General features: G+C 50.5%; 15 protein-coding genes. 1 reads left to right on the top strand and 14 read right to left on the bottom strand.

What is annotated here, in order from left to right; translation table 11 throughout:
- Positions 1-22: 22 nt before the first annotated feature.
- From glgA to SLIP_RS11930, 4 genes are all read right to left on the bottom strand, one after another.
- Complete coding sequence (gene glgA, locus SLIP_RS02525; RefSeq protein WP_013174705.1) at positions 23-1,477, bottom strand: glycogen synthase GlgA; 1,455 nt, start codon at positions 1,475-1,477, stop codon at positions 23-25.
- A 40-nt stretch (positions 1,478-1,517) separates the two neighbouring features.
- A complete protein-coding gene (galT, locus tag SLIP_RS02520; RefSeq protein ID WP_013174704.1) occupies positions 1,518-2,537 on the bottom strand; it encodes a galactose-1-phosphate uridylyltransferase in 1,020 nt (339 codons plus the stop codon).
- A 233-nt stretch (positions 2,538-2,770) separates the two neighbouring features.
- Positions 2,771-5,248, bottom strand: a complete 2,478-nt coding sequence (locus SLIP_RS02515) for a sugar phosphate nucleotidyltransferase (RefSeq protein ID WP_013174703.1) — start codon at positions 5,246-5,248, stop codon at positions 2,771-2,773.
- Positions 5,249-5,428: 180 nt separating this feature from the next.
- Positions 5,429-6,613, bottom strand: a complete 1,185-nt coding sequence (locus SLIP_RS11930; protein ID WP_169303742.1) for a GGDEF domain-containing protein — start codon at positions 6,611-6,613, stop codon at positions 5,429-5,431.
- 331 nt (positions 6,614-6,944) lie between these two features.
- Between SLIP_RS11930 and SLIP_RS02505 the strand changes: the two genes are divergently transcribed.
- Complete coding sequence (locus SLIP_RS02505) at positions 6,945-8,687, top strand: B12-binding domain-containing radical SAM protein (protein WP_013174701.1); 1,743 nt, start codon at positions 6,945-6,947, stop codon at positions 8,685-8,687.
- Between the two features lie 89 nt (positions 8,688-8,776).
- Here the strand turns inward: SLIP_RS02505 and SLIP_RS02500 are convergent, their stop codons facing one another.
- The 10 genes from SLIP_RS02500 to gatC form a co-directional block, all read right to left on the bottom strand.
- The gene (locus SLIP_RS02500; protein WP_013174700.1) at positions 8,777-10,042 is read right to left on the bottom strand and encodes a glycosyltransferase family 4 protein; all 1,266 of its coding nucleotides are present in this window, start codon (positions 10,040-10,042) and stop codon (positions 8,777-8,779) included.
- Positions 10,043-10,200: 158 nt separating this feature from the next.
- Entirely contained in the window at positions 10,201-10,524 is a 324-nt protein-coding gene (locus tag SLIP_RS02495; protein WP_013174699.1) for a carbohydrate-binding protein, read from the bottom strand.
- 20 nt (positions 10,525-10,544) lie between these two features.
- Complete coding sequence (locus tag SLIP_RS02490) at positions 10,545-10,847, bottom strand: carbohydrate-binding protein (RefSeq protein WP_013174698.1); 303 nt, start codon at positions 10,845-10,847, stop codon at positions 10,545-10,547.
- 137 nt (positions 10,848-10,984) lie between these two features.
- A complete protein-coding gene (icd, locus tag SLIP_RS02485) occupies positions 10,985-12,253 on the bottom strand; it encodes an NADP-dependent isocitrate dehydrogenase (RefSeq protein WP_013174697.1) in 1,269 nt (422 codons plus the stop codon).
- A 158-nt stretch (positions 12,254-12,411) separates the two neighbouring features.
- Complete coding sequence (locus SLIP_RS02480; RefSeq protein WP_013174696.1) at positions 12,412-12,912, bottom strand: 3-isopropylmalate dehydratase small subunit; 501 nt, start codon at positions 12,910-12,912, stop codon at positions 12,412-12,414.
- A gap of 15 nt (positions 12,913-12,927) precedes the next feature.
- Entirely contained in the window at positions 12,928-14,184 is a 1,257-nt protein-coding gene (locus tag SLIP_RS02475; protein WP_013174695.1) for a 3-isopropylmalate dehydratase large subunit, read from the bottom strand.
- Positions 14,177-15,358, bottom strand: coding sequence for a homocitrate synthase (nifV, locus tag SLIP_RS02470; RefSeq protein ID WP_013174694.1), 1,182 nt, complete (start codon positions 15,356-15,358; stop codon positions 14,177-14,179). The genes SLIP_RS02475 and nifV overlap by 8 nt, the downstream gene beginning before the upstream one ends.
- Before the next feature lie 61 nt (positions 15,359-15,419).
- Entirely contained in the window at positions 15,420-16,874 is a 1,455-nt protein-coding gene (gene gatB / locus SLIP_RS02465; protein WP_013174693.1) for an Asp-tRNA(Asn)/Glu-tRNA(Gln) amidotransferase subunit GatB, read from the bottom strand.
- The gene (gene gatA, locus SLIP_RS02460) at positions 16,875-18,329 is read right to left on the bottom strand and encodes an Asp-tRNA(Asn)/Glu-tRNA(Gln) amidotransferase subunit GatA (RefSeq protein WP_013174692.1); all 1,455 of its coding nucleotides are present in this window, start codon (positions 18,327-18,329) and stop codon (positions 16,875-16,877) included.
- A 53-nt stretch (positions 18,330-18,382) separates the two neighbouring features.
- On the bottom strand, positions 18,383-18,670 hold the full coding sequence (gene gatC, locus SLIP_RS02455; protein ID WP_013174691.1) for an Asp-tRNA(Asn)/Glu-tRNA(Gln) amidotransferase subunit GatC: 288 nt from the start codon (positions 18,668-18,670) through the stop codon (positions 18,383-18,385).
- Position 18,671: the final 1 nt, after the last annotated feature.

Here is an 18,671-nt window from a genome sequence, read left to right as displayed (position 1 = left end):
AGCTTACAAGTCCCAACGCTTTTCACACCGCCCTCGTAATGCGCTGCTGGCGGCGGCTCACAGCTTTTTCGTACAGCTGCACATATTTAATGGCGGAATGGTTCCAGGAGAAGTCCATCTTCATGCCCCGGCGCATCAGGTTTAACCACGCTGGCCGGTCATCGCGATAAAGGTTAATAGCTCTGTTTATAGCCGCAAGCAGAGCTTCCGCTGAATAAGAGGAAAAAGAAAACCCGTTACCTTCGCCGGTTGAGGGATCATAGTCCTGGATAGTATCGCTCAAGCCCCCGGTCGCCCTTACCACGGGGATGGTGCCGTAGGCCAGGCTTATTAGCTGCCCTAATCCGCATGGCTCGAACCGGGATGGCATCAGAAATATGTCTGCACCAGCGTATATCTTTTGGGCTAAAACCGAATTAAACCCGAGGTTAACCGACATTCGTCCGGGATGCCGGAGCTGAAGGTCGGCAAAGGTTTTTTCAAGGTGGTCCTCGCCGGTGCCGAGCAAGACCATCTGGGCTCCACCTGCCAGAACGGGTTCTACCGTTTCTGCTACCAGGTCTAAACCTTTTTGCCCGACCAGGCGGCTGATTATGCCCAAAAGCGGACGGTCACACACTTCCAACCCCAATTCCTTCTGCAACTCGTACTTGTTCAGTTTCTTTCTCTCTAATGAATTCTCGTCATAGTTCACGTATATCCTTTTGTCGGTAGCGGGATTGAATTCCTCGTAATCGATGCCGTTGATAATCCCGTAAAGATCCAGAGCCCTTTTGCGCAGTAACCCGTCGAGTCCTTCGCCCAACTCCGGGGTCTGTATTTCCATGGCATACTTCGGGCTGACTGTGTTTATCACATCGGCGTACAGAAGCCCGCCTTTCATAAAATTGACTTCGCCGTAGAATTCCAGCTCTTCCGGAGTAAAAAACTCGTCGCCCAGTCCCAATGGCTTCAATATGGCCCGCGGGAACCTTCCTTGGTACTGGAGATTGTGAATCGTAAACACCGTGGCCATCGTCTCAAAGAAAGGCTCGCCCGAAAAACGTATCTTTAAGAACAGCGGCAACAAACCGGTATGCCAGTCGTTACAGTGAATTACGTCAGGTCTAAATTCCAGGTAAGGTAGCATAGCCAAGATGCTCTTGCAGAAGAAATTGAATCTTTCTCCCTCATCAACATAGCCGTAAATATAATCGCGGTAAAAGTAGCGGTAATTGTTGACCAGATAGATCGGTACTTCCGTTTCTCCAGACCTTATTGCCGTTTGCCTTACAATAGCGGTCTCTAAATGTCCGTCCATGGGGACCGGCAAATCGGTAACGTACCGCCCTCCGCTGATCTGTTTGTAATTCGGGATCACCACCCTGACGTCGTGTCCCAACCGTTGTAAGGCCTTGGGTAGGGATCCGATTACGTCCGCCAAACCTCCGGTCTTGGCAAACGGGACCATCTCGGAAGCAGCCATCAGTATTTTCATCAATCTACCTTCTTTCTTCTTTCCCCAGCCAGGGACGGGTTTAATGCGAAGGGCCCAGATCCTCAATTGTCTCGCGCAGTATCTTAGCCGCCATTTCTGGCGGAGTAGGATTAATGTAGTAATCGGTCCCCATCTCAAACCCAGCAACTCTGGTCAAGCGGGGCAGTATCTCCAAATGCCAGTGGTACCCCGGATCCCAGGGAATGTTAACCGGAGAGGAATGCAGTATCAAGTTGTAGGGAGGGTTGTTTAGGACCTGAGCCAAACGGGTAAAAGTTTCGCGCAGGATCCAGGCCAAGCTCTTTATCTCATCCTCCGATATGGCTCCAAAATCGGTTTTGTGATGCTTGGGCAGTATCCAAGTTTCAAACGGAAAACGAGAAGCAAATGGGCAAAAGGCCAAAAAATGCTCGGCTTCGAGCACCAGGCGGTCTTGCGCAGCCTGTTCCTGGACCATCATATCGCAGAATACGCACCTACCAGTGGTTTGACGGTACCGCTCAATCCCGTGAACAACTTCATCCATCACTGACTTGGGAACTACCGGGGTGGCTATGAGCTGGCAGTGAGTGTGTTCTATGGAAGCACCGCCTTCTCTTCCGTGGTTCTTGAATACCTGAATATACTTTATCCGGTAGTCCCTAGCCAGATCACAATAACGGTCCCGCCACATCCTAATTATTTCCTCTACCTGGCCAACCGGGTGTTCGTGAAAATGAACCTGGTGACGCGGCGTCTCGATGATTACCTCGTGAGCCCCGATACCGGTCATGCGACTATAAACCCCTTCATTATGTTCAGCCAAAATCCCGTCAGGAACCAAAGCCGGGTATTTGTTCGGTACTGTCCTCACCCACCAGCCCGGGGCGTCTCTATCGGTCCCTGCTTGGCGGTAGGCCCATATTTCGGGAGGAGTCTCTTCTTCCCTCCCCCCGCAAAAAGGGCAGTCTGATACCCGCGGTTCCTCGCGCGTGGCCGGAAAATCCTGGGGTCTCATCGCCCTTTCCGCCGCTATCACTACCCACTGTCCATTTACCGGATTCTGTCTCATTTCAGGCATTTTCTTCCCTCCATTCTTTTTGACGCTGCTTCGTAAGTGTAGCCACAGATACACACAGACCTTTATGACTCTCATCCGAGTCACCACTAGAGAATGAAAATGCGACTGTGGAGGAGTGTTAGCCGGGCGAAGCGACGTATGACGAGCTCCGGCACTCAGCTGACTGAAGCTGTAACATGAGAGCAGGTTCCGAAAACGCTAGTCGCTAATCAAGAGCAGAGCTGAGTGCCGGGTCAGTGTACATCAGTGGTTACGTCTTCGGAGCATATTTCCTTTATCTTTTGCTCATAGAAATCGGTTAAGGCCTCGGCTACTTCCTGGGAAAAAGCTTCCGAGTATATGCGGCATACCGGTCTCTCATCATCCGGAAGTACCAGGGTCCAGCCATCTGGGTTTTCGAGGCGCACCCCCTCCAAGTGATCATCGGTCAATCCCAGCCCTTTTTCTTCCGCCAGCCTTCTGATTACCCTTCCCTTATGTTCCCATGCTACCCTGGTTTCTCGCTTGTGGTAATTCAAAACCGGCAAAACCTCTATCTCATCCTCCAGTTCTCTATCATGATTTGCGAGGTGTTCGAGTATCTTCATAGCAGCATACAAGCCGTCAGCGTAGAGGCAGAACTGCTCAATTTCTCCTCCTTTTAGCATGGCTTCCATCAGACTGTCGGGGCTAGACTTGGTTCGTATCACTTTTTGTCCAGAACCACGAAGCGAGTTTTCTACTGCCTGCGGTAGATAGAGCGGAATGTATACAGTTTGAAAACAGCGGCCAAACAGATTTACAAGTAAAGCAATATACTCCTCTTCTTTAATCACCCGCCCCTGCCGATCTACCAAGGCCAGCTTCTGCCCCCCATCGTAAAGATACAACCCTATCCCGAAGTTTTTTTCGCACAACCTGCGTCGCAACTGGCTTAACGCCATCCCCGTCTCGAGAGGGCTAGAATCTCCGTCCATCATCTTGGCCCGGCCATCGACTCGATTCACCCGGCAACCCAGCTGGTCCAGGATTTCAGCCATCGTGCCAGACAAATATGGATTCTCGGCCGCCAGCTCGACCGAAAACCTGCGGCGTTTGATACGATCCCCGTTGACCTTGGCCAGCATCGCCGAGGTGTATGAAGAAGAAATGGCAGGCAAGACGGTTTTTTCTCTTATCCTTTCTGGCGGTACCTGTCTGAACTCTTCCCGGTTCCAGATGTTTTCGACCTTACGCTCTTCGCGCTTAGGTAGATCCGCTCCGTTCTCGTTCACCACAACCAGGTTCGCCATATGCCCGTCTGGCCCCAGAACCCGACAGTACACCCCACAGTTGGTCTGAAAGCTGTGAGCCGCATACCGCAAAACCGGCAGCAAACACCGGCCGGCATCTGCGACCTCTACTCCGGTAGCCGAGAGCCCGCTCGTCAGTGCATCTTTCAATAACTGACTGGCAGAAATCGAATCAGTTCCTACCACCACCCTCGCTCCGGTAGGAAGATACGTTCCCAAGGCCCTGCCGATACGTGCGGTGTTTTCAGGAGTTAACTCCTCGTTGATTTTGCCCTTGATTCCCCCAATCCCGAATAGGTTCCGGGTCACCCGGCCTGACCATACCACGCTTTCCAAAACGCTTCTTCCTTCTTCAATATGTTTGTGTGGCCAAATCTTTACCCCTGGCTTGACCATAGCCTGGGCTCCTACCTTAGAGTGGTCCCCGATTACCGCCCCTTCAAATACCCCGGCTTTGGTTTGAATGTTTACCCCCCGCCCGAGAATTGCGCCCCTCACCTCGGCTTGCGGTCCCAAATAACATCCTTTACCGGTTATCGTCCTCTTGACCGAAGCCCCCCTGTCTACCAGACATCCCTCACCTAACACCGAATAAGGCCCCAAAAAAGCTCCCGGCCTTATTTCCGAGCCTGGACCGATGTAAGATGGCCCCTGAACCACTGCCTCCGGCGACACAAAGGCCCCAGACCCTATCCACACAAGCCCCTGGCGGCTACCGTCGATCTCGATTTTTACCTTGCCGTCAAGGATGTCGAGGTGTACCTGGTAATACATGTCACAGTTCCCAATGTCACACCAATAGCCACTGAGCACGCACCCGAAAATCCCTTGTTTGTCACGTAGCAACTTTGGAAAAAGCTCTCGCGAAAAATCGAAGACCGTGTCCGGTGGGATGTACTGAAGGATTTCCGGTTCCAAAATGTATATTCCAGTGTTCACCGTGTCGCTGAACACCTCGCCCCACGAAGGCTTTTCTAAGAAACGAGCTACGGCTCCTGACGGTTCGGTTAGCACCAGGCCGTACTCAAGCGGAGACTCAACCCGAGTCAGCACTAGGGTTGCCAGGGCTTTTCTCGAACGGTGAAATTCAACGGCTTCGCCCAAAGCGAAGTCGGTTAAAGCGTCCCCGCTCACAACGATGAAGGTTTCATCCAAGAAATCCTCTGCGTTCTTAACGCTCCCGGCCGTTCCCAGTGCAGTCTCCTCTTCGTAGTAGTGAAGGTTGACCCCCCATTCGCTGCCATCTCCGAAGTATGCCTTGATGTGTTCAGGCAAGTATTGTAAAGTCACCGCAATCTCGGTTATCCCGATTTCCCGCAGAAGCCGAAGCGCGTATTCCATAACCGGTTTGTTCATTACCGGCACCATAGGTTTAGGCAAGTTACAAGTTAAGGGCCGCAAACGTGTTCCTTCCCCTCCAGCCATGACCACCGCTTTCATCCCTTATTCCTCCTTGTCGTTCTTGAAGGTGGAAGTTGGCACATACAGACCAGGTCCGAACCGGCAATCCTTAACCAGTAATATGCACGCTCCCCGGTCAAATAATACAAGTGCAAAAAAAGGGGCGGTTCTGATATGGCGTGGCATGCCATCTCAGAACCGCCCTTTTTTTTTACGTTTCTACTGCTCGTTTTGCTCTGTCCGCACATGAGAGACCCGATTGCGGCCTTTGCTTTTTGAGAGATACAACCCGTCGTCTGCCGCTTTCACCAAGGCGACTCCCGTTTCTCCATCCAGCGGATAAGCAGCCAATCCCATCGAAAGAGTTATGGGAGGGCCGGTCTTGTCGTTTTCCACCCTTTGCCTTATACGCTCCGCAATCAGCCGGGCATCACTCAACGGCGTGTGGGGAAGCACCACTATGAACTCGTCTCCGCCGTAACGTCCGAAAATGTCACCTTCTCGAATGGAAGACTTTACTATCCGAGACAGCCGTTTTAAAGCCATGTCCCCCGCCACATGACCCAGCTTATCGTTCAACTGCTTGAATTCGTCAATATCAAACATTAGTAGGCAAAAAACATCTCTATCTCGGGCCACCAGCAGCGAATCAATCTCCTGCAATAAAGCTTTCTTGTTCAAGGCGCCGGTCAACGCGTCGGTTGAGGCCTTATCGGCCAGCCTTTGCTTGGCCCTCTCCAGTTCTAACATCCTCAGCTTCACTTCCCTGCCTACCGCTCTTTCAAAGTCCTCGAGAACCGTGCGAGCTTGCTGAAGCTCAGCCTGGCTTACACGAACAGCCTCACGATACATGCAAGCAAAAAGCCATACCAATCCGAGCGTTTTCAGAAAAATCGGTAAAAATAGCCTGTTCCCCGACAAAAAAAGCCAGCCTGGATAGCTGGCAGCAAGTATGACAGTCGGAGTTCCCCAATCCGGCCACTTCCTTGTTCGTGCTAACTGAATTGCAGCCAGGAGCAAAAGCCACCCGAACGGCAGCCACAGAAAATGAGGATTTTGGTATATCAAGAATCTCCTTACCGACGACATAGAAAACCAAACCCAAGAAAACAGGCCCGCACTACCCAAAACAGCGGCCACCAGTTCCGGCGAGTACATCAACCTGGTTCCTAGCGCGGCTAAACCGGCGACAACAAGCATCCCGGCAACCTCGGCAAATATATAGCTCGAGGTAATGTCGGTCCCTTTGCCCATGGCTACGGCCAACACCCCTATCACAAATGGCACGACGAACCCCACGCCGGGTTTCTTCCATTGACAGGTCGCTGGCACCACCAACACAGCATAGCTCCATATCAGCAAAGACATGCATACCAAGGCCAGCCCGTATAATCTCGTTATCAAATCTAATCCTTCCATGAAAACCATTCAGCCCTTCATGCAAATTGGAAATCGTGCAATTTAAGAATCATCCCTTTTTGCACGTTTTCTAATGAATTTGTAAAGCCTTCCCTTTCATGATAATATTATTAAGAAAGTAAAAGGTCAAAGACATTAGGCAATTTCATAATTCCCGCAGTGCAGTTGCTGACCCCGACCTTTACAGGGCGTTACCGTTACCTTCGTAAATCCCGCAATGCCTGCGCTTTAAGCTTTTTGTGTTACAAACAATCCTTTGGCTCTTATAGCCAATTCTAACCCTCGATTCCCTGGATTTTTAAAGGAGGTTTTTCTTTTGAACATTACCTTGATTGAACCCAAGCCCCCGGGCAAACATGTATTCAGCACGGTTAAGATGCCGCGTTTGGGACTGCCCATCCTAGGAACCATTCTCAGACAACAAGGACATCATGTCAACCTGGTTTACGGTACCTATCGCAATGTGAAAGCTTCGGATCTGGCTGGCACCCAGCTGGTTGGAATATCTGCTACCACGTCGACCGCCCCTTATGCTTACCGATTAGCGGACTTCGCCCGTTCCCAAGGCATAGCGGTGGTGATGGGCGGACCGCATGTCAGCTTCATGCCGGAAGAAGCCCTAGGGCATTGTGATTACGTGGTGCGGATGGAAGGAGATTACACGTTCCCCGCTCTTGTACAATGCCTAAATCAAGGGGAAATACCGTTCGAGGTGCCGGGTATCAGTTTTGTCCATAACGGGGAAGTCATACACAACCCGGCACCAGACTGGGTTGACATCGCGACTTTACCTTTTCCCCACATATCCGTTTTCGGTGCAAATAGGCTTTCGACGTACCCGGTAGTAACTTCGCGCGGGTGTCCCTACGATTGTACTTTCTGCAGTGTAACCCCTATGTTCGGCCACAAGATGCGTTGTCGTAGCATTGAATCTATTGTAGAAGAACTGGAACAGTATAAAGGCAAGCAGGTCTTCTTCGTCGATGACAACTTCACAGCCAGTCCGGCCCGGGCCAAAGCCTTAATGCGAGCAATGATTGAGAAGAACGCCAGACCCCGCCGCTGGTTTGCTCAGGTACGTACTGAAAGCGCGCGGGATGATGAGCTCCTCTCGCTCATGCGGGATAGCGGATGTGGTTACGTATACGTGGGGATGGAGTCCATCAATCCCAAAACCTTGAAAAACTATAACAAGCGCCAGGAAGTATCCGACATCGAGTACTGCGTTAAACGTTTTCACGATTACGGCATAATGGTGCACGGAATGTTCGTCTTTGGAAGCGATGAAGACACTGCGGAAACCATTGAAGAAACGGTGTCTTTTGCGCTTAAGAACCACATCGACACCGTTCAGTTCATGATACTGACCCCTTTGCCGGGGACCAGAACCTTTGCCGAGTTGGAAGCTGCTGGGCGCATCTTTACCCGCGAATGGAGCCTGTATGACGCCCATCACGTAGTATTTACCCCCGCAGGCATGTCGTCTTATTCATTGCAGGCCGAGACCCAGGAAGCGTTTAAGCGTTTCTACTCTTTAAGCAACCTTTTTTCAAATTTCCAGGTATCGGGATGGCGATCCGTGGCCTTTCGCGCCGTAGGTTACTGGCTGGTAAGGAAATGGGTGAGAGAAAACAAGCACTATGCCCAGACCTTACTCCAGCCCGGCGAAACCGAGTCGCGGGACGCCTTCTCGCTAATAGAGCAACCTATTTTCAAAGTTATCCATCACCAACTGACGAAAATCGAGCTTTTTACGGACGGGGTTCAAGCCCTGGCTAAAATGACTGGAAAAATAAACGAAACAGCGGCAAGCAAAGCTGTTAAATCCTTTGCCGCCGCCTTGGGTAAGGCCTGTTGCAGCATAATTATCGATGCTCGTGAGCTAACGTTCGCCTCGGATAACAGTCTAATACGGTTCATGAAGACCCTTAACCGCACTGCAGGCACAGCACGCCACATGGTAGTACGGTTGCCCGTTTCTGCAGACTACCTGTTTCAACTTATGCTGCGTTACGACGTAGAAATACCTAGCTACGTCATCGTGCCTTCCAACCCGTAAAAACTGGAAATCGCCGCTGACCCGGCACTCAGCTTAAATCTTGATTATTGACTAGCGTTTTGGAGCCTACTGTCATGTTACAACTTCAGTCAGCTGAGTGCCGGGTCTGTGGCTCGCCTCGCAACCAGGCTTTGCCGACGAAAAGGCCATTCATACTTGCGCGGAGCTCGAAACCCGCTGTTTTTGCTTTCTTTCAGAATTTCTTCGTACACTTCCACGGTTTTAGCTGAGATTATCCTCCAGTCATATTGGGCGTACACCTTCTCAATTGCATTGTGGGCAAGTTTTTGGGCTAGATCTCGGTTTGTTAATATCTCTATCACCCTGTCCGCCAGGGAATTGGCTGACCCGGTTATAGCCCACAGCCCGTCTTCGTTGTTTTTTACTATCTCCGCTAACCCACCGCTGTCCGAAACCACAACCGGGGTTCCTGCAGCCATGGCCTCGAGAGCTACTATGCCAAACGGTTCGTAAAGACTGGGAAAGACCGCTACATCGGCTACCTGGTACAGCCGGTCACGGTCCTCTTCACTGATATACCCTGTGAAACAGACCTTATCCCCAAGACCCAAGTCGTTTGCCTTTTGTCGCAAGAAATCGTGAAAAGGACCGGTTCCAGCGATAACGAATTTTGCTTCAGGACAATGCCCGAGAATTTTAGGCACAGCCTCCAGAAGCACTTGCACCCCTTTTTCCGGCACCAACCTGCCCACAAAAAACACTATCTTTTCGTAAGGGAGGGCCCATCTATCTTTAAAACCGGTCGGCACTTCCTTCTGCCGCAATCTTTCCGGGTATACCCCATTAGGTATCAAACGTATTTTATCGGAAGGCAAATTAAACACCCGCCGCACTTCATCGACCATATAGCTAGAACAACATATGACCCGCCAGGCTTCATAGGTTAGCCACCATTCGATGTCACTTATACTTCTCTGTAACTGGTTATGGAGCCCGTTATTGCGCCCGTACTCGGTAGCGTGCACAGTAGCCACCATAGGAATTCTGTAGCCGTGTTTCAACGCCCGAGCCGCGCATGCTACCAACCAGTCGTGAGCGTGTATTATATCCACCTCTCCTTCCTGGTTCACATAGTCTATGGCCCTTTCCAGGATAGCTACGTTCAACTGAAGTGACCAGCCCAGGATGTCAGCGGTAGGCAAGTCATAAGGGCGAACGCGCAATACTTCTACTCCTTCAACCCTCTCTCTCTCCAGTGACTCTGACCCGCCGCAGGTTACGACCGTTACCTCCAGTCCTTGTCGAACCATCGATGTAGACAAATCGTACACGTGCATAGCCAGTCCCCCGACCACTCTTGGAGGAAACTCCCAGGAAAGCATCATCACTCGCATAAAAGTACCTCCTAGCAACCTTCTTCAAATAGCGAAGTTCAAAACGCCTATTTTAGCAGCATCTTTCATTAATATGTTCCGGTTTCTTGGTAAGCATACGGCTCCCCAAACATAAAAAAGCCCGGGTAATTGAACCCGGGACCAAGCGAGGGGAATTGCTAGGGCTTCCTGCCAGAATGAATAGTATAACTCCAATCCTTGCCGCTGTTGTTATCCCAGTTGTTGGCACTATCTTTGAAACAGAAATTCAGCCGGTCATTAGATTTTACTTTGATGCTGGCTTCAAACCCGTCTGAAGTTCGGTGCATGGGCAAGTCGGCAACATCGGCCCAGTGATCGGCTGGACCGTACCCGTAATGAAGGTAGACGGCATCTGCCCCGCTGGCAGCCAAGAGGCCATTGTACTTGATATTAACCTCAGCCCCAGCCGTAACCGGCACCGGATGCGCTATTACCCCGCCTTCAATCTCTGCCCGAGCCATGCCATGGCCTCCTCTTCGGTTCACACACTCCAATTCATACCGTTGTTGTTATCCCAATTGTTGGCCGAGTCTTTGAAACAAAAGTTGATACGGTCAGGTCTCTCTACCTTCAAGGTAGTTTCGAACCCGCGATCTGTCCGCATCATCTCCTGGTCATGGATGCTCGCCCAATGGGTGGAAGGTCCGTAACCCATGTGCAAAAAGACCCGGTCGGCTCCACTCTGTGCCAATAACCCGTTATAAATTATTTTTAGATTTTCCCCGGTGTTGACCGGGTACGGGCTGGCCACAACTCCACCTTGCATTCTGATTTCGCTAGCCATCTTTTTCGCCTCCTTTGATCTGAATTCAAATTTATTTTTTGTCATACCCTCTGTGTTTTATGAGCAAATAAAAAAACCTGGCCTGGCCAGGTTTTCCTCTTAATCCTGTATTTCTCAATTTTGTTCTATCCAAAGGGCTACAGGTTTTGAATTAGAGCATCCCCGAATTCCGAGCATTTTACTTCGGTTGCGCCCTCCATCAACCGGGCAAAGTCATAGGTCACGATCTTACTCGCTATGGTTCTTTCCACAGCTCCTATAATGAGATCCGCGGCTTCATGCCATCCCAAGTGCCGCAACATCATTTCCCCTGACAAAAGAACCGAGGAAGGATTGACCTTGTCCAGCCCGGCGTATTTGGGAGCTGTTCCGTGGGTTGCTTCAAATACCGCATGTCCAGTATCATAGTTGATGTTAGCTCCTGGGGCAATTCCAATCCCCCCTACCTGCGCGGCTAACGCATCAGAAATGTAATCACCATTGAGGTTCATAGTAGCTATAACATCGAATTCTCGAGGACGGGTCAGTATCTGCTGCAAAAAGATATCGGCAATTACGTCCTTAACTATGAGCTTGCCCTGGGCCTCAGCCTCTGCTTGAGCCTCATTAGCTGCTTTTTCTCCTTTACGTTCCTTGATCTCATCGTACTGGTTCCAGGTAAAGACGTGGTCCCCAAACTCCTGTTCCGCTACTTCGTACCCCCAGTTCTTGAAGCCTCCCTCAGTAAACTTCATAATGTTCCCCTTGTGAACCAGGGTCACGCTCTTTCGTCCTTCGCTCAGCGCATACCTTATTGCCGCTCGAACCAGCCTCTTGCTCCCTTCTTCCGATATGGGCTTTATGCCAATGGCCGATGTTTCGGGAAACCTTATGTTTTTCACTCCCATTTCGTCTTTTAAGAACCTTATGACCTTCTTGACCTCTTCCGACCCTTTTGGCCACTCGATGCCTGCATAGATGTCTTCTGTATTTTCTCTAAATATCACCATGTCCGTGTCCTCGGGCCTTTTGACCGGAGATGGTACTCCTTTGAAATAACGCACCGGTCTAACACAGGCATATAGATCCAGCTCTTGCCGCAAAGCCACGTTCAGAGAACGGATGCCGCCACCTATAGGAGTAGTAAGTGGCCCTTTTATTGCTATAACGTACTCCCTGATGGTATCTATGGTTTCCTGAGGAAGCCACTGTCCTATCAAGTTAAAAGCCTTTTCACCCGCGAGAATCTCTTTCCATACAATTTTTTTCTTGCCCTGATATGCTCTTTCTACCGCAGCCTCGAGTACCCTTGATGCTGCTGCCCATATATCGGGCCCGGTACCATCACCGATAATAAAAGGAATTATCGGATTATCCGGAACCTGCAGCGCTCCGTTGACCACCCTGATTTTTTCACCCTCGACCAAAATATTCACCCCTTATAACGTTTACTCGTTACCGATTGAAGTCAACGAGCTATACCGCCCGATGTCTTCGTAGGCAAAAGTTTCAGCTGAGCCAGGAAGTAATTGAGAATCTAGAATGCAGAATTAAGAATGATAAACTGAGAACTGTAAGCTGTCCGTCAGTCAAAATTGAACGTGCCGTATTTCTTGAAGTGTTCCACCAGCCCCCCGTCCGAGAGGATCTTGATCATAACCTTGGGCAACGGCTTTATCGGAATCTCAGTTCCCTGGGTTAAATTAGAAATTACCCCTCGTTCCAGATCCACCTCGAGCTCGTCCCCCGGCTCAATGCGGTCGGTATCGCACTCGATAAGAGGCAACCCGGTGTTGATGCAGTTGCGATAAAAAATGCGGGCAAAGGACTTGGCCAGGACCGCGCTGATACCGGCATGTATGATTGCCCATGGAGCCTGTTCACGTGACGACCCGCAGCCGAAGTTCTTCCCAGCAACTATCATATCTCCCTTTTGAACCTTCGAATAAAAATCGGGATCCAGGTCCTCCATAACGTGCTTGGCCAGCTCTGTCATGTCTAAGGTTTTAAACTTATACCGTCCCGAGATTATGTAGTCGGTGTTGACATCATCACCGAACTTGTGTGCTTTCCCTCTAAGTTCCATAGCAGACTAATCCTCCTATTTTAAGAATTCCCTAGGATCGGTAATAATGCCAGTAATGGCAGACGCTGCTACCGTCGCAGGCGAGCCCAAGTATATGAAGGCCTTGTTGTTTCCCATCCGTCCTTTGAAGTTACGGTTAGCTGTAGAAATTACACTTTCGCCATCAGAAGGAATCCCGTTATGGGTACCCACACAAGGCCCGCATCCGGGCGTAACCACCGCTGCTCCGGCCTCAATCAAAGTTTGCAGTACTCCCTCTCTTATGGCATCGAGCATAACCTGGCGCGAAGCAGGAGCTACGATCAACCTGAAGTTGGGATGTATTTTTCTCCCCTCCAGTATGCTGGCTGCGACTCTAAGATCTTCTAAACGACCGTTCGTGCACGTTCCTATTACTCCTTGCTGCACCGGAGTTCCTGCAACTTGACTTACCGGAACCACATTGTCAACGGTGTGTGGTTTGGCTACTTGGGGTTCCAGTTCTGACACGTCATATTCCTTGACAGCTGCATATGCAGCGTCCGGGTCCGCTTCAACCGGTTCGAAGGTCCGATCAGTGTGCTTTCTCACCCATTCCATTGTTTTCTCGTCGGCTTCCATCAGCCCTACTTTGGCTCCCATTTCTATGGCCATGTTGCTGATGGTAAAACGAGCTTCCACGGACAAGGTTTTGATCGCTTCACCCGTATACTCGGCCGCCATGTAAGTGGCACCATCGGCAGTCACGTCTCCAATGAGATAGAGGATGAGGTCTTTGGAATATACTCCTTTAGGTAGCCTACCGTTGATCACAAACTTTATCGTTTCTGGAACCTTGAACCACATCTTGCCCGAGATAATTCCCGCCGCCAGATCGGTTGACCCCACCCCGGTGGCAAAAGCGTTGATGGCCCCGTAAGTACACGTATGAGAATCAGCCCCGATGACTAAGCTACCCGGCCCCACATGACCCTTTTCAGGAAGCAGCTGGTGACATACACCCTCACCGATGTCGTACAGGATAATGCCGTAGCGGCGTGCAAAATCCCTCATCTTGGCGTGGAGACGCGAGACCCCTTCCAAAGGACTGGGCGCGCTGTGATCAATAACCATCGCCACGCGGCGCGGGTCAAACGGTCCGTCTCCTTGCATCTCCTCAAAGGCCTGAATAGCCAGGGGCGACGTGCCGTCCTGCCCCATGACGAAGTCAAGATCCGCTACCACGATTTCATTAGCCCTAGCATCCTGCCCGCTTTTGGCCGACAGTATCTTTTCCGCTATAGTCTTACCCAACGTTTCTCCCTCTCTCCTTCATGTAGTCTTCGTAGATGTAAACCAGTTCCTTATCAAAGAGCGAACGTTTGAGATCAACCGCAGTTGCCCTGACCCTTTCTAAAATGTTTTCTGCATCCTCGTCGCCCAATTCTAAACCGTACTCGCGGAATTTAGCCTTCAGTGCCGCCGTGCCCGAATGTTTGCCAATGACTATTTGCCTCTCCAATCCTACTTCTTCCGGTTTAAATACCTCATATGTCAACGGGTTTTTGAGCACGCCATCGCCGTGAATACCCGACTCGTGGGCGAAAATGTTAGACCCGACAATCGGCTTGCTGGGAGGCACCTTTCTCCCTGCAGCCTGGGCCACGTACAAGGCAACTTCCCTGAATTTCTCAGTCTTGAAGTTCAGGTCCACGTTCATGAGATACTTCAAAGCCATTACCACTTCCTGCAGGCAAGCGTTTCCGGCTCTCTCACCAAGGCCGTTTACCGTGACCCCTACGTGGTTAGCCCCCGCATAAACCCCGGCTATAGCGTTAGCAGTAGCCATTCCAAAGTCGTTATGGGTGTGCATCTCGATATCCATCTCGATAGCGTCTCGCAAGGTCTTGATCTTACGAAAAGTAGTTAAAGGATCCAGGATACCTACTGTATCGCAAAAGCGCAACCTGTTTGCCCCGCAGTGTTTGGCGGTTAGGGCGAACTCGATAAGAAACTCCATATTGGTACGGGATGCGTCTTCCGCGTTGACCGAAACGTAGAGACCGTGGTCTTTGGCAAACGAGACCGCCTCTGACATCCTCCGTAAAACATCTTCCCTCGTGGTCTTAAGCTTGTGCTCGATGTGAATATCGGAAGTCGATATGGATATCGCTACCGCATCCACGCCGCAGTCAAGAGAATGTTTCAAGTCCGATATGGCAGCCCGATTCCAGGCCATAATACTAGCTCTCAGTCCCAGGGATACTATCTGCTTGACACACTCCTTTTCGTGTCCTCCCATAACGGGTATCCCGGCCTCGATCTGGTCTACCCCTATTTCGTCGAGGTATTTAGCTATGCGGATCTTTTCCTGGTTAGCGAAGACAACTCCAGCCGTCTGTTCTCCGTCGCGTAAAGTTGTGTCTACGATGTAAATCTTAGCGTCCTTCGCCAGAAACCAGTCTTTGCTCAGCGAACTTTTGGTCAAACCTGTCACTCCTTTCCCTTCCGTTGTTCGGTAAGACGTTTGCCTATTACCAGCTATCGATTCACTGACCATCTACGAGCATCCTTCTTAATATGTCATTGACAACCTTCGGGTTTGCCTGGCCCCGGGTTGCCTTCATTACCTGCCCTACCAAGAAACCAAAAGCCTTTTCTTTTCCTTTGCGATAATCCTCCACGACCCCTGAGTTCTCAGCTATGATACGGGCGATGACAGGTTCCAAAGCAGCCTCATCCGATATCTGTACCATTCCCTTTTCCCTAACCACGGTTTCGGGAGATTTCCCACTAACAAACATTTCCTCAAATACCGTTTTGGCCATTTTTCCGCTTATCTGGCCGCTATCAATCATTTTCAGCATTTCCGTCAAATGAGCCGGTTTGATCTTCGCATCTTTCAGCTCTAGGTTGTGCTGGTTCAAGAGCCGGCTCAATTCTCCCATTATCCAGTTGGATACAGTCTTAGCGTCTTGATAATACTGCATACATTCATCAAAAAAATCAAGCGTGTCCTTGGTCATCGTAAGTAAGTTGGCATCATATTCGGGCAAGTTGAACTGTCTCATAAGGCGTTCGCGAGCAGCATCAGGAAGCTCGGGCAAACTCGATCGTACCTCTTCAACCCATCCCCTATCGATGATTAGAGGAACCAGGTCGGGATCCGGAAAATAACGGTAGTCCTGAGCTTCTTCTTTCGAGCGCATCGAAAGAGTCGCTTGTTGCGATTCATCCCAGGTTCTGGTTTCTTGAATCACCGACTCGTCATCCTCCAAAAGCTCTATCTGCCGTTTTATCTCATACTCAAGAGCCCTTTCCAGGGCTTTGAAAGAGTTCAAATTCTTTATCTCGGTCTTGGTCCCAAACCCCTGCTGCCCCTGTATGCGAACCGAAACGTTGGCATCACAGCGCAAGGAACCTTCTTCCATCCGGCAGTCCGATACCCCCAGGAAAAGAAGAATGGACCTCAGTTTTTCCATGTAAAGACGGGCCTCGGCAGGACTCCTCATGTCCGGCTCCGAAACGATCTCCAGGAGCGGCACCCCGGACCGGTTAAGGTCCACCAGAGAATACGGGGTACTGGCTATGGTACCTTGATGTAACAGTTTTCCCGCATCCTCCTCCATATGCACCCTGGTAATCCCTACTCTCTTTTTGCGCCCCTCGACTTCTATATCAATATAACCGTTGCGACAGATAGGAAGGTCGTACTGCGATATCTGGTAAGCTTTAGGCAAATCGGGGTAAAAATAATTCTTGCGGTCAAACTTGCTGAACTCCGCAATTTCACAATTAAGAGCCAAGCCGGTTTTTATCGCGTATTCCACTACTTTACGGTTCAGTACGGGTAAAACCCCGGGCATCCCTGTACAAATGGGACATACTTGAGTATTCGGTTCAGCCCCGAAACGGGTAGAACAAGCACAGAATATCTTCGAATCCGTTCTCAGCTCGGCATGCACTTCCAATCCTATTACCGCCTCATAGCGTCCTGTCGGCACTCAGTTCACCCCCAGCCGAGGTCTCAAACGAGCCATCCCTGTACTCTGTTCAAAAGCGTATGCCACCCTCAACAAAGTTCCCTCCTCCAGCGGCCTACCGATTATTTGTAAGCCAACCGGTAACCCGTTTACAAATCCACAGGGTATGGACATAGCTGGCAATCCTGCTAGATTCACGGGAATGGTAGCTATGTCAGACATATACATGGCCAGAACATTATCCGTTTTTTCATGAAGCTTAAAGGCAACTGTGGGAGCAGTTGGAGTCACTAAAACATCGTATTTATCAAAAGCCCAATCGAAATCCTCCTTAATCAGCCGTCTTACCTTCAAAGCCTTAAGGTAATACGCATCATAATACCCAGAGGAAAGGGCATAGGTCCCCAGCATTATTCGCCTTTTCACTTCTGGCCCAAAGCCTAAGGCCCTGGAACTGGCAAACATGTCGATAACGCTTTCGGCCTTAACATCTCTCAACCCATATCTTACCCCGTCAAACCTGGCCAAATTGGAGCTGGCCTCAGCCGGGGCAATGATGTAGTATGCAGGTAAAGCGAACTCGGTATGCGGAAGGGAAGTCTCTTCTACCACTGCCCCCATCTCTTCCATCTTCAGCATGGCCCGGTTGATGGTTTCCTTAACCGCATCGTCTACTCCCTCTTGAAAATACTCGCGGGGATAACCTATCCGAAAGCCCTTTATATCAGGTACTAAAAACTTTGTATAATCAGGTACAGGAGCGTCGATACTTGTGGAGTCCAGCCTGTCATGGCCGGCGATAACATTCATCACCAGGGCACAGTCGGTCACGTCCTTGGTCAAAGTCCCTATCTGATCCAGAGACGATGCAAAGGCAACCAAACCATAGCGAGAAACCCTTCCGTATGTAGGCTTCATACCCACAACCCCGCAAAACGACGCCGGCTGCCGTATGGAACCACCCGTGTCAGAACCGAGGGCGTATATCACCTCGCCGGCAGCAACTGCAGCCGCCGAACCACCGGAAGAACCACCGGGAACCCGTTCCGGATCCCAGGGATTGCGAGTAGGGAAGAAAGCCGAGTTCTCTGTGGAAGAACCCATGGCAAACTCGTCCATATTGAGCTTACCCATGAATACGGCCTTTTCTCCCCGAAGTTTGGAAACAACCGTAGCATCATAAGGGGGAACAAAATTTTCGAGCATGCGGGAAGAACAGGTAGTCCTTATGCCGCGGGTGCACAAATTGTCCTTCAATCCACATGGGATGCCGGCCAACCCTCTGTAACCGCCTTCTTCATGCAGTTTGCGCGCGGAATCGCGCGCCGCCTCCGGAGTCAACGTAACAAACGCTTTGATGTTCTCTTCCACTTCACCTATGCGGTCCAGGCATGATTCCACTATGTCTTGGGCCGTAATCTCTCTTTGGGCCAGCATGTCTTTCAATTCATGGGCAGTCAATTCACATAGCCGCACCTGACTTCCTCCTCACTGCACAAGTTAGTGCTATCGGCTGCGATCGCGAAAATTCACACAATTCGGGGCACTTTAAAACACCCGTTTTCCTCTAGAGGAGCATTGGCCAGTATATCATCCCTGTTAGTCTCTTCCGGGCTCACCCCATCATCGCGAAAGACATTACTCAGAGGAAGGACGTGAGTTAGAGGCTCAATCTTGCTGGTATCGAGGTCGTTCAGCCGCGACATGTAATCGAGGATGGCTGTCAACTGCTCCGCAAACCTCTCCAATTCTTCATCACTCAACTTCAAACGAGCCAATGCTGCAACATGTTCAACTTCTTCTCTGGTCAGTAGCATG

Source organism: Syntrophothermus lipocalidus DSM 12680 (assembly GCF_000092405.1).
In the GTDB taxonomy this organism is placed as follows: Bacteria; Bacillota; Syntrophomonadia; order Syntrophomonadales; family Syntrophothermaceae; genus Syntrophothermus; species Syntrophothermus lipocalidus.
This window is presented reverse-complemented; position numbering and strand designations above follow the sequence as displayed.